The following is a 12,690-nucleotide window of genomic DNA, read 5'->3' as shown; positions in this document are numbered from 1 at the left end:
GTTACGTGCTTAAAGAGGGGCGGGGGAACCCCGCCCTTACAGAGGGACGGGGAGACCCCGCCCTTACTGGGCTGGTATGTGGTGGTTTTTGCCGTTTTTGCTTTGCTTTTCCATGGAGAGCAGGTCTGAGGTGGTGATCCCTGGGCTGTATTCGGGGACTATCTTTTTCAGGATCTTTTTGATGCTCTTGATGTCATTGCTGTGTATGGCTGTGGTCAGTTGCTCAAGTTCTTCCTGCAGTTCACTCCAGGGTATGAAGTGCTCCTTGGCTTTGAAAATGCGGGGGTTGGCTGAAGGGCTTGAATGGTTGCCGATCAGCAACTCTTCGTAGAGTTTTTCGCCTGGGCGAAGGCCGGTTACCCGTATTTCAATGTCACCTTCAGGGTTTTCATGGTCGCGAATGGTGAGGCCGGAGAGTTCTACCATCTTTCGGGCAAGGTCGATGATTTTGACCGGGTCGCCCATTTCGAGGAGATGAAGATCGCCTGGTGAGGCCATGGCGCCTGCCTGAATGACAAGCTGTGCCGCTTCGGGGATGGTCATGAAGTAGCGGGTAATCTCCTTGTGGGTGATGGTGAGGGGGCCACCGCTGTTGATCTGACTGCGGAAAAGAGGGACAACGGAACCGCTTGAGCCGAGGACATTGCCGAAGCGCACCATGGAGAAGCAGGTTGTATGGCCGGGCTCCTCGGCAAGTGCCTGCAGGATCATTTCGCAGAGCCGTTTGCTTGCGCCCATCACGTTGGTTGGGCGCACTGCCTTGTCGGTACTGACGAGGACGACGCTTGTTACTCCCTGCTGCAGGGCAGCTTCTGCCACCGTATGGGTTCCGAAAACGTTGTTGCGTATCCCTTCTGCGGGGTTGTGCTCGACCATCGGCACATGCTTGTAGGCTGCGGCATGGTAGATCACTTCAGGTTGAAAAACGCGGAATATTTCTGTTATACGGATTGCATTGGTCACGTCGCAGAGCAGCGGCACTATCCGCGTTGCGGATGAGAGGCGTGCGTGGCGCTGGGTAAGGTCGCTGTGAATGGTGTAGAGGTTGTGTTCGGCGTTGTCGAGCAGCAGCAGTGTTGATGGCTGGGCCTGAAGGAGTTGGCGGCAGAGTTCGCTGCCGATTGAGCCTCCGGCGCCGGTGACCATTACAACCCGGCCGGTAATTACCTGTTTGACGAGGGCGTGATCGAGCGGCGCCGGATCACGACCAAGGAGATCTTCGATGTCTACGGTCTTGATGTCGGAGATGGTGACCTTTCCTTCGGCAAGCTCTTCAACTCCCGGCAGCATCTGGATACGCACCGGGTATTTTCGGTATTGCTCAACAATTTCGTTGCGCCGGGTACGAGTTGCCGATGGCATTGCGAGAAGGATGTTGTTGATTCCCTCGCTTTGGATCAGCTCTTCGGCCTCCGCAGGGCTGAAGACCTTCATCCGGTTGATGGTTCGCCCCTGCAAATCCGGATTGTCGTCAATAAAACCGGCAAGGGTAAATTTATTGCTTCTGTTGATGCTATTGACAATCTCCACCCCTGCGGAACCTGCTCCGTAGATCAGGAGCTTGTTGGGCGCTTCACACCTTTTTTCAGGCGTCGTGGTTACTGTTGTACTCAGATAGCGCACCATTGCACGGCTTCCCCCGGTCATCAGCAGGAGCAGCAGCGGCTGAAGGATTCCGACGACAATGGAGATCTTCGGAAGAGGCAGGAGCAGCAAAAGGCATACAAATGCGGCGCCGTAGAAAAAAACGCTTTTGAAAACGGTGATAAATCCTTCAAAGCTGTTATAACGCTGGATGGTGCCGTAGATGCCTGAAAGAGCAAAGATCGGGAGCATCAGAGCTGGCGCAAGCAGATAGAGCAGCCACTCCAGCCCCTCCGGCTGATGCAGGAGTTGACGGGTGAATGAGAATGCCATCCAGACCGTTAGCAGCGCTGCGAAGATGTCGAATGCGACAACAACCAGCAGCTTGACATAGCGGGAAGAGGCAAGAGCCCTCCTGCCCATGGCGAAAACCCGGCGTTTCAAGACTGTGATTTAAGCCTCTTCTTCATATTGGCCATAGCCGTACTTGCCATAGCCGTACTTGCCATAGCCGTACTTGCCATAGCCGTACTTGCCATAGCCGTACTTGCCATAGCCGTACCCATAGCGCTGGGAATCACGAGATTCGATCATGGCAACGCCAAGAATAAGTGGCCTGAGAAAATGGTCGACTGCAAAATTCCTGATCGGATCTTTATTGGTAAAATGCATTCGGGCAGCAAGAAGAACACCGTCAACCGAATGGGCAAGCTGTGCAGCATCACTCAGGAAGAGCGGAGGCGAATCGAAGACTACCTTGTCGAACTTTCCGTCAAGCTCTTTAAGGAGGCGTATCATTTTTTGAGACCCAAGAATTTCATTGGGGTTTGGAACTTTTTTACCTGCACTGAGTACAAACAGGTTCTCGATATGCGTCGGCTGAAAAAAGCTCTCATCAATGTTCGCCTGCTGACTGTAGAGAAAATCGGTCAAACCCGGTTCTCTCTTAACGTTTAATTTTTTATGCTGTGACGCGCGTCGTAAATCACAGTCAATGATAAGCGTCTTTTTGCCGCTGATAGCATATGCCATTCCAAGATTGGCACAAACGGTCGACTTCCCTTCAGTCATGGCTGTTCCCGAAACAAGGATAAATTTGAGCGAGCTGTCTATACGGGAGAAATCGACGCGACTGTAATCGAGAGCGGTTCGAAGCGTCCGGAAACTTTCCGCAAAAGCTGAACTTAGACTGTCGGTTATCATCGGCATGGGAAGAGCCCCTTTTACGCTTGCTTCAGAGAGCACTTTTTCACGAAAAGCCTGGCTTTTGCTGTAAAGGAATCTCTTTATGAATGATTCTTTGTTATCAAGAAAAGGGGTTTGTCCCTTCTGACCCACCAAAGGAATAACGGAGAGCACCGTCAGGCCAAGATCACGGAAAAAAAGATCATCCTTAACCGTATTATCAGCCATCTCTGCACCGAAGGTATAGAGGACGGCGAGCAGTCCGCCAAGAATAAATCCCGCAAGAAGATCTCTTGACAGCACGGGCTTTTCCGGAGAAAATGGCTTGAATGCCGACCCGATAATGGAGACGCCGCCAACTTCGGAACCGAGCATGATACGGGTTTCATCGAGCTTCTCTTTCAGATAGAGATAGGTTTTGCCGACAACCTCCTTGTCTCTCTGCAGTTTGATAAATTCCTGCTGTTTTATTGGCAGCATCGAGAGCTGGCTCTCGTAATATTGCTTCAGGAGGCTGAACTCACTGGCGCTGAAGTTGAGGTCATTGAGTTTCCGCTCGATCTGGAGTTTTTCGGAAACCATGTCGAAACTGAATTTCTGGGCCTTGCCAGCATACCCGATTTCACCGGCAATCTTGCTGCGGCTGAGCTGCTCATAGCGTGTTTTTACCACATCAAGCTGTTGCCGTTTTATCTTGACCTCAGGATTATCAATCCCCTTTTCCCGAACCATTTTAATATAGTCACTCTCAAGAGTCCGCAACTCATCCATGATTGCGCCAAGCTGGCTGTTGACATTTTTTGCTATACGTGAACTGATCTCCCTGTCGGTATCCGAGAGCTTTTTTTCAAGAAAGGCAAGACTATTACTCGCTATACGTGATTCTGCCTTGATATCATTATATCGTGCGTCAGCATCAACAACTTTGGCAAGAATGGCGCCAGTATTGCCGCTCACCTCGTAAATTTTGTTGGCTTGCATATACTGCGAAAGAGCATTATCAGCCTCTCCGACCTTCTGCTGCTGATCCTGAATCATTTCAGCAATAAACTTGTTTGCCTGGGTGTACTTCTCAGAATTACGGATGATGTCCGCATTTTTGTAGGTTTGGCAGAGGATATTGGTCAAAAAAACAGCTTCATCCGCGAAAGGGCTTGCAACCGAGACCTGCAGGAGATTGGTGTCGCGAAGTGGTATAACCCTGATGCGGTCTTTGAGCTGCATGGCATGAAAGCGTAAAAGAGCATCGGAATAGTGCCACGCTTCCGCTTTCTGATCGGCATTAAGAGGATGAAAAACGTCAATAGCGCTGAAAAGAAAATCGATGGGGGAGACATATTTCCTCTTTCCGAAAAATTCAAGGGAGTCCTTGCGGGTGGTTTTATAGAGCTCCTTTACGGTGAGTTCTGCAATAGGGTGGGATTGGAGCAGTTCAACATCTTTTCTGGCCGACTTTGTGTCAACACCTGCACTCGGGCCGAGAAGCGTTGCAAGCAGATCGCCCGGCGCCTTGTTTTCATTGATCATCATGACCGACACAGCATGGTATTCAGGCGTTTGCGCCTTATTGTATATCCACGCCATAACAAGGCTGGCTATAAGAATGAGAAGAATACCATATTTTCGGCGAAGGATAATCTTAAGGATCTCTCCAAGAGAGATCTCGCTCCCCTGGGTTTGCTCATTGTTGCTCTGAGTGGAGAGGGTTGTCTCTTTTTCAACCATCATAGGAAGGTTTCCTGCTGTTTAATTCGTGAGATTTTGATAGATATAGACCCAGGGATAGACCACACCACCAATGAGACTCGTGAACTTCTGGAAATTGAACCCTTTTTCGGGGAAGATGATGGTGTCATTGGGCTTCAGGGCAATGAATGCCGAACGGTCACCATGCTTGTAGTACTCTTTGAGATCGACCACATAGGCCTGAACTCCGTTCTTGTCGGGCTCCTGGCGGGCAACAAGCACCTTTTTCAGGTTTACCTGACTTTTCAGGCCGCCGGAAAGGGCGAGGATGGTTGCAAAATCGACATTTTCACGAACCACAAGCTGTCCTTGCCGGTTAACTTCGCCAAGGACGTTGACAATCATCAGGATATTGCCGTTGTCGTCGGTAAAGTAGGAATCCTGCACCAGGGGATAATTTGGACCTGAGAGCGGGTTATAGTTGGTTTGCTGAGGGCCGGAAAAGAGCGCTGACGCTGATTCACCCGCCGCCTGAACCTTCACAGTCGAGAGAAGCAGGCAGCTCAGCGAGACCGCGACAACTGTGAATATTTTAAAAATGCTCATAGAGAGATTTGGTTTTTTTGAAATACCAACGGCAATACATAAAAAATATAGAGCTAAAGCTACGCTGCCTTCAGTCACAAATGAAGAAGATCGACCTTAAAAAGTCTTCTGCGTATATGAGCACAAAAACACAACAATCCGTCAAAAAATTCAGCCAATACGCCCCCTCTGTATAACCTCTTTTTTTATATGCAAATCATGTAAAAAAAAACAACAAGATATCAATACCTCTAACAAAATAAACATACTGTCGCAGTTCTTTCGCCGGAATTACTTTACAGCAAACAAGGATGCACAGCAGTTGCATACATGCAGCAAAATATTGTATATATAGAATATATAACAGGTTAATACATGCTGCAATGAGTATACAAATATAATCTCTTTTCTGCTAATCTGCCTCTCGCCGTTAAAAAAAAGTTGCTTCAGCGTCACACTTGAGCGGCGGCATGGTCGCTGCAGTAGCGATCGATAAGGCGGAGAAACTGCCCTCCATAGCGCTGGAGCTTTACTTCACCGATACCTGATATGGTGGACAAGAAAATTATCGGTAGCGCAGGAGTGGCAATTCAGGGGTTGTGTTAGAAAATACCCTCACAGTAAGGCAGTTTCTCTGCGGAAATCGTCCTGCGTGTTTTCCAAAAGGGTTGCGCCCTCCTGCATGGCTTTTATCAGAAAATGGGCACGTGGCACACCCAACCAACTCGCAGCCATGCCCGATGAAAACCGCCCCTCTCTAAATAAGGCCATAGCGGACTGTTCTTTTAGCAGTGTAGCAAATTGCTGTACATCCATGTGCAATCCGAGCAGTATTTCCTGAGGGCAGGTGACGGGGATGGTGCTCTGCATGTTTGATTTCATTGGTTAAGCCCTTTATTGCGGTTTAACTTCTCATCTTCATCAAAAAAGTACGAATTATTGGTTCGCTTACCAAATAGTCGCAATCATCGATCGCACGATTTAGCAATGAAATAAGGCCATGGCGGACTGTTCTTTTAGCAGTGTAGCAAATTAAGTTAACAACTTGCCTTTAAGCTGATAACTTCCATTTGGCTGTGTTTTTTGCGGGCTTCCTCAACAATACGTTCAATCTTGTCAGCAACGTCATCATCTACCCAGTCTGCTCCACAAAGCGCACACACTGTTGCAGGAACATCTCTGATAACGACCAGCCCGTAACCGAGGTCGACCGTTATTGTGGTTTTTCCTTCCGTTTTCTCTCCTCCACATAAAGGGCAGCAAGAGATTGTAATATTGGTGTTCATTTTCTTCTTCTGGTTTTTAAATCAGATTCAAAATATTTCAAGTCTGGCCTGCATACTGATAATAAACTATTATTAAAAAAAGTTGCTTCAGCGTCACACGTTTGCGGCGGCATGGTCGCTGCAGTAGCGATCGATAAGGCGGAGAAACTGCCCTCCGTAGCGCTGGAGCTTGACTTCACCGATACCTGATATGCTGAGCATCGCCTCGGCTGAACGGGGCTGGTGGGCGGCCATATCGCGTAATGTCCGGTCGGAAAAGACGACGTAGGGTGGAATCCCCTGTTCGTCGGCAATCTGCTTGCGGAGTGAGCGGAAGAATTCGAAGAGGCGGGTTTCGTAAGGCGCTGCGCTCTCTTTTGCTGGTGGTTGCTCCTTTTTCTTTTCGAGTATCCGGACAATGTTGAGCTGCTCTTCGCGTTTGAGGATCCTTGAGGCTTTTGGCAAAAGGAAGAGGGTGGGATAGAGCCCTTCGGCTTTCTGGATCACCTGTTGTGCAAGGAGTTCGTCGATGAGCTGGCGCCAGTATTTTTTGTCGTGCGCTTTGCCGACCCCCCAGGTTTTCAGGCGGTCGTGGCCAAAGTCGATGATTTTTTTGTTCTGGCTTCCGGTGACGATATCGACAATATGGCCTGCCCCGAAACGCTCTTCGGTTCGGACAATGGCGGAGAGCAGCATCTGGGCCTCGAGGGTGGCGTCTACCACTTCCCTGCTGCCGAGGCAGATGTCGCAGGAGTTGCAGTTGTCGTGCGGATAGCTTTCACCAAAGTAGTCGAGAAGGGTTCTGCGGCGGCAGACGGAGGTTGAGGCAAAGGTGATCACTTTTGAGAGGGCTCCAAGCGCCCGCTCCCGCTCCGTTTCATCAATGATGGAGTCGATGAAGAAGCGCACTTTGGGGATGTCGCCCTGCGCAAAGAGCAGTGTACATTGAGCTGGCTCGCCGTCACGCCCTGCCCTGCCGGTCTCCTGATAGTAGTTTTCGATGCTTTTGGGGAGGTCGGCATGGATGACAAAGCGGATGTTGGATTTGTCGATCCCCATGCCGAAAGCTATGGTGGCTACAATGACCTCTGCTTCGTCGCGGATGAAGGCCTCCTGGTTGCCTTTGCGCTCTGCGTCGCTGAGACCGGCGTGGTACGGGAGGGCTCGAATTCCCTTTTTCTGGAGCATGGTGGCGGTGTCGCTGACGCTTTTACGGCTGGTACGGTAGATGATGCCTGCCTTGCCGGGGTTGCTTTTGAGAAGCGAGAGCAGTTGAGCTTCTACATTATCCTTGAAGCGGACGTCGTAGAGGAGGTTGGGGCGGTCGAAGGAGGCCCGAACGATAAGGGGGTTGCGCAGGGCAAGTTTGTCGAGAATATCCTGCTGCACCCTCGTCGTTGCGGTTGCGGTAAAGGCGGCAACCGGTATGCCAGCAAAAAGGGTGACGAGGTCGGAGAGGGAGAGGTAGTCGGGGCGGAAGTCGTGCCCCCATTCGGAGATGCAGTGTGCTTCGTCGATGACGGCCATGCTGAGCTGCACCTGGCCGAGTATTTCGCGGAAGTGGCTGAGGATGAAGCGTTCCGGGGCGAGGTAGAGGAGGTCGAGCTTGCCGGAGAGCAGGCGCTGCAGCACCTCGTCACGTTCGTCGGGGTTCTGGGAGCTGTTGAGAAAGGCGGCCCGGATACCGTTGGCGCGGGCGCCATCGACCTGGTCTTTCATGAGGGCGATGAGCGGGCTGATGACCATGCAGGTGCCTTCCATCATGACGGCGGGAAGCTGGTAGCAGAGTGATTTGCCGCCACCGGTGGGCATGATGGCCAGAACGTCCCGCTTGTCGAGAATTGCCCGTACAACACGCTCCTGGTTGGGACGGAACTCATGAAAACCAAAGACCTTGCGGAGCGTGTCGAACATGGTGGGAATGGGATTATCGGGCGCTCTTGAGGTAGGCGCGAAGGTAGAGCGTGGCCAGTTTTCCGCCAAAGCGGAGGATTTCAGGGTCGGCAAGGATGGCGATGATCTGGCCGGTCATTCTGCCGGGGTTGTTCCGCAGCCATTCGTTCCGGTAGAGGGCGCTCATGAGGGTGTCCATGGAGAGGGAGCAGGCCGATTCAACCAATCGGTCGAGACTGATCTCCAGATCGGGAGTTGAGGTGGCCTCTCTGCCCTCCTGCTGGGCGGTCATGCTCATTACCCGGTTGGCGCCCCGTTCGTGCAGGCTGTAGGTGATGCTTTTCCCGGATGAGTGGCGGATGCGGAGTGTCATGGGCTTCGGCAGCCGTTTGCATGATGAGGCGGCAGGCTGCTCAATCTCTCCACCTTCGTTGTCGAGCAGGAGTTGCAGGGCGTTGAAGAGCAGGTCGGCAATCTGCGGGGTTGAGATGTTTTTGTTGACCCGCAGGAGAAAGCAGAGCTGGAAGAGGTCGATCATGAAGTTGAGCAGCAAGGCATTTTTGCTGTTGCGTTTCATGATGGAGCGGAAACGGTTGAAGGAGATGTTGCAATAGGCCAGCATGGCAACAAGGGTGTCGCCGTTCATGGTTCGGGTCTCAATAACCGGGCAGTAGTTGTTGTAGAGATCCCAGTCGTATGAGCGGATTTTTCCTTCGCTTTTGTATTCGTTGAAAATAGCGGTGCCGGGGTAGGGGGTCATCACCATGAAGAGCGCCTGGCGAAGGCCGAGTGAACGGGCAAACTCGGGGTAGACCATGGTCTCTTTCATGTTTTCGGTGTAGTGGCCGATGATGAAGTAGCCCTCGGCTCCTATGCTGTGCTCGCGGCAGAGTGCGATGGCGCGGGCAACGTCGTTGAGGCTGTTCTTTTTGTTCATGAGGGCAAGGGTGGCCTCGTTGGGACTTTCGATGCCGAGGCCCACCTTGCTGAGTCCGACGCGGCGGAGTTTACCGAGTATTCGTTCGGCACGGACAAGATCTTTTGCCCTGGTTTCGGTCACAATCCTGAAGTTGGTCAATCCCCTCTCGATCATGAGGTCGCAAATTCTTTCTGCCCGCTTGATGTTGGTGAGAAAGTTGGCGTCCCAGATTTTGAGCAGCTTTTTGTTTTTGGGGTCGTGGAGCAGGGCAATCTCTTCAACAACATTTTCGGCGCTCCGCCCTCTCCATCCTTTGTGCATCTGGTCGTTGGCGCAGAAGGAGCAGCTCCAGGGGCAGCCTCTGGAGGTGTAGATGGTGTCGATAGAGTAGGCGTCGCCCTTTTCGCCATAACGGTTCGGACGAAGGGTGCGCAGCGGAAAGCGAATGGAGTCGACATCGGCAATGGTCGTTCTCGGTTCGGTATAGATAATGCCGCCGCCGCCCCTGTAGGCGATTCCCCTGATGTCGCGGGAGGGGCCTTTGAGAACGAGTTCGCGGAAGCTCTCTTCACCCTCTCCGATTACGACAACATCCACGCAGGAGAGTTTCAGCACCTCTTCGGGAAGCGCTGTGGGGTGAAAGCCGCCCATGACAACAAAGGCGCCAGCCTCTTTGGCTATTTTGGCAAGTCGTGCGGCCTGGTTGAAGGCGCCGGTCATGGAGGAGATGGCGACAAGGTCAACCGGCTGTTTTTTCAGCAGCGTGCGGAGGCTCTCGAAAATCCCGTCGTTGTAGTAGTTGTCGGGCATGACGAGACTTTCGACGTCATGCTCCACGGCTGCGGCGAGGTAGCAGATGCCTATGCAATCGGTTATGAAGCGGGGAAAAGGTGCGATGACGGTTTGGGGTGCCTCAACGAAACAGAGGTGATTGAAATATGCCATAATGCCCTGGATTGGTTGAAACGTTGATAACCGACTGTGATCTGGTGAAAGATACGCATTATTGAGATGCTCACAAATTCACTTATATTCCCTGAAAACCAAAGTTTCAAAAACGAATTGAAAAAGAGGGAGATTTTACCGATGCAACTTGTAAAAATTCTGGCCGGGGCGGCTATTGCCTTGGCGGCTATCCAACTGGTTCCTTATGGTCGCGATCACAGCAATCCTCCGGTAAGTGGAGAGCCGAAGTGGGATTCGCCGCGAACCGTTGAGCTTTTTGACCGTGCCTGCAAAAACTGCCATTCGAATGAAACGGTCTGGCCGTGGTATGCTTCTGTTGCTCCGGCATCGTGGCTTGCACAGCTTGATGTCTCTTTGGGAAGGAGCAAGTTCAATGTTTCCGAGTGGGGACGGAGTGAGGAAAATGAGGGCGACGAGGCGGCGGCTGAGGTGAGAAAGGGCAAAATGCCTCCGTTTTTCTACCTTCCTGCCCACCCGGAGGCGAAGCTGAGTGTTGTGGAGCAGGAGGAGCTGGCAAAGGGATTGGCGGCAACCTTCGGCGAGGATAAACCGGAGCAGAAGTAGCGGTTCATGAAACAAAACTACCCTCTTCATCTGACTCTCTTTTTCTTGACGCTCCTCACCACACTTTGGGCTGGAGCGTTCTGGGGTGGCCATCCGGTAAGCTTCAGCTCTTTGCCACTCTTTATCAGCTCACTCGGCACAGGTATTCCCTATTCACTTTCGCTGTTGCTCTTCCTGACCGTCCACGAGTTCGGCCACTTTTTTGCCGCAATGCGCCACCGGGTGCAGGCCACACTCCCCTATTATATCCCTATGCCGCCGCTCCCCTTTCTGCTCAGTCTGGGGACGATGGGTGCGGTGATCAAGGTGAAGGAGAGAATTCCGGGCACCAATTCCCTCTTTGATATCGGCATTGCAGGGCCGATTGGCGGCTTTGCCGTGAGCGTGGGGCTTCTGGTTTATGGTTTTCTGCACCTTCCGCCTGCCGACTTTATCTACAGCATCCATCCGGAATATCTGCAATCCGGGGGCCTGGAAGTGGCTGTTCCGTCGGGCACCCTTGTGCTGGGCAAAAATCTGCTCTGGATGGGGCTGGAGTATTTGATTGCTCCGAAAGAGCTGCCGCCGATGACGGAGATCTATCACTATCCCTTTCTTTTTGCGGGCTGGCTTGGCTCGCTGGTGACGGCGCTGAACCTGCTTCCAGTTGGTCAGCTTGATGGCGGGCACATCACCTATGCGATGTTTGGCAGAAGGGGACATGCTCTGGCTGCAAAGGCTTTTCTGCTCTTTATCATGCTTCTCGGCTTTCCCTCCTTTGTGGAGCTGCTGCTCTCATGGCTCATGCCGGAAGCGTTGGCGCTGATCCCGGCGGTGATGCTGCGCTGGTCGTGGTCGGGCTGGATTTTGTGGTCGTTCATTCTGTCGCGCTTCATCGGTCTGAACCATCCTCCAACAGTGCATGACCACTCCCTTTCGACGGGAAGAGTGGTCTACGGATGGGTTGCGATTGCAATTTTTGTTATAACGTTCACACCGGTACCGTTCGGGGTGACGTAATGGGGGGGATGATCAATTGCGGGGGGCGCATGCTGGATCTTTCTGGCGGGGCGGTTATTATGGGAATTCTGAATACGACGCCGGATTCTTTTTATGATGGAGGGGTGTTGCAGGCGGGCCCTGGCGGTGTTGACCTTGAGCGGGCGCTTGCGTGTGCGCTCGGTATGATCAGGGAGGGTGCTTCGATTATCGATATTGGCGGGGAGTCGTCGCGACCGGGGGCTGCGAAAATTTCGGAGCAGGAGGAGATTGCTCGTACGGCGCCGCTGATTGCCCTTCTGCGCCAGAGAAGCGATATCCTGATTTCAATAGATACCTACAAGGCAGGGGTTGCCGAAGCGGCATTGCAGGCGGGGGCGCATATGGTCAACGATATTTCAGGCTTCACCTTCGACGGCCAGCTTCCTGCTGTTTGCCGGAAGTACCGGGCTGGTGTGGTGTTGATGCATACGCCCGTTAAACCGGAGTCGATGCAGTGGAGCACCGTGACAAATTCAGGTGAAGTGGATATTGTGGAGAGGGTGAGGCTCTTTCTCGCCCGCTCCATAGCGGTGGCTGAAGAGCACGGGATTGAGGGGATCGTCATCGATCCGGGCTTTGGGTTCGGAAAAAGCGTTACGGAGAATTTCCGGCTGCTCGATCAGCTCGATGCACTGCTCTCCCTTGGCTACCCTGTTCTGGCTGGTCTATCAAGAAAATCCTTCCTCGGACATGCCATTTCCCCGCCGAACGGAGCAATCCCCCCGCCATCCGAAAGATTGGCCGCCACCATCGCAGCACAAACCATCGCATTGATGCGCGGGGCAAGCATTTTGCGCGTCCATGACGTCCAGGCCGCCACCCAATCCGCCGCCATCATCCACGCAATGCAATTCCCGTAGGGGCGGGGTCTCCCCGCCCTTACGCACGTTTGATGTGATGGAAAGAGATTGTGATTTTTGGAGGGAGGGATGCAATTGTGTGGGGGGCGGGGGAACCCCGCCCTTACGCGCGTTTGATGTGATGGGAAGGGATTGGGATTATTGGGGAGAGGGATGCAATTGT

11 protein-coding genes are annotated in these 12,690 nt (G+C 52.5%); 3 read left to right on the top strand and 8 right to left on the bottom strand.

Annotated features, from left to right (window positions below; translation table 11 throughout):
• Positions 1–63: 63 nt before the first annotated feature.
• The 8 genes from AC56AD_RS02555 to AC56AD_RS02520 all read right to left on the bottom strand — a co-directional run bounded on the left by AC56AD_RS02555 (position 64) and on the right by AC56AD_RS02520 (position 10,062).
• Complete coding sequence (locus AC56AD_RS02555; RefSeq protein WP_482812089.1) at positions 64–2,007, bottom strand: polysaccharide biosynthesis protein; 1,944 nt, start codon at positions 2,005–2,007, stop codon at positions 64–66.
• A 30-nt stretch (positions 2,008–2,037) separates the two neighbouring features.
• Entirely contained in the window at positions 2,038–4,497 is a 2,460-nt protein-coding gene (locus AC56AD_RS02550) for a GumC family protein (protein WP_012507338.1), read from the bottom strand.
• Between the two features lie 18 nt (positions 4,498–4,515).
• Positions 4,516–5,061, bottom strand: a complete 546-nt coding sequence (locus AC56AD_RS02545; protein WP_012507337.1) for a polysaccharide biosynthesis/export family protein — start codon at positions 5,059–5,061, stop codon at positions 4,516–4,518.
• A gap of 431 nt (positions 5,062–5,492) precedes the next feature.
• Positions 5,493–5,600 (bottom strand): HRDC domain-containing protein, encoded by a 108-nt coding sequence (locus tag AC56AD_RS02540; protein ID WP_223293961.1) that lies wholly within the window; start codon positions 5,598–5,600, stop codon positions 5,493–5,495.
• Between the two features lie 55 nt (positions 5,601–5,655).
• Positions 5,656–5,910, bottom strand: a complete 255-nt coding sequence (locus tag AC56AD_RS02535; RefSeq protein WP_041526638.1) for a UPF0175 family protein — start codon at positions 5,908–5,910, stop codon at positions 5,656–5,658.
• A 167-nt stretch (positions 5,911–6,077) separates the two neighbouring features.
• Positions 6,078–6,326, bottom strand: coding sequence for a type II toxin-antitoxin system MqsA family antitoxin (locus tag AC56AD_RS02530; RefSeq protein WP_012507335.1), 249 nt, complete (start codon positions 6,324–6,326; stop codon positions 6,078–6,080).
• A 93-nt stretch (positions 6,327–6,419) separates the two neighbouring features.
• A complete protein-coding gene (recQ, locus tag AC56AD_RS02525; protein ID WP_012507334.1) occupies positions 6,420–8,219 on the bottom strand; it encodes a DNA helicase RecQ in 1,800 nt (599 codons plus the stop codon).
• Positions 8,220–8,232: 13 nt separating this feature from the next.
• Positions 8,233–10,062, bottom strand: a complete 1,830-nt coding sequence (locus AC56AD_RS02520) for a B12-binding domain-containing radical SAM protein (protein WP_012507333.1) — start codon at positions 10,060–10,062, stop codon at positions 8,233–8,235.
• A gap of 141 nt (positions 10,063–10,203) precedes the next feature.
• On the opposite strand from AC56AD_RS02520, the gene AC56AD_RS02515 reads away from it, so the two are divergent.
• The 3 genes from AC56AD_RS02515 to folP are packed head-to-tail and all read left to right on the top strand — an operon-like array spanning position 10,204 to position 12,527.
• Positions 10,204–10,647 (top strand): heme-binding domain-containing protein, encoded by a 444-nt coding sequence (locus AC56AD_RS02515; RefSeq protein ID WP_012507332.1) that lies wholly within the window; start codon positions 10,204–10,206, stop codon positions 10,645–10,647.
• Positions 10,648–10,653: 6 nt separating this feature from the next.
• The gene (locus AC56AD_RS02510; RefSeq protein ID WP_012507331.1) at positions 10,654–11,646 is read left to right on the top strand and encodes a site-2 protease family protein; all 993 of its coding nucleotides are present in this window, start codon (positions 10,654–10,656) and stop codon (positions 11,644–11,646) included.
• A gap of 29 nt (positions 11,647–11,675) precedes the next feature.
• Positions 11,676–12,527, top strand: a complete 852-nt coding sequence (folP, locus tag AC56AD_RS02505; RefSeq protein WP_223293960.1) for a dihydropteroate synthase — start codon at positions 11,676–11,678, stop codon at positions 12,525–12,527.
• The last annotated feature ends 163 nt before the right edge of the window (positions 12,528–12,690 follow it).

It is taken from the genome of Pelodictyon clathratiforme, assembly GCF_982375515.1.
This window is presented reverse-complemented; position numbering and strand designations above follow the sequence as displayed.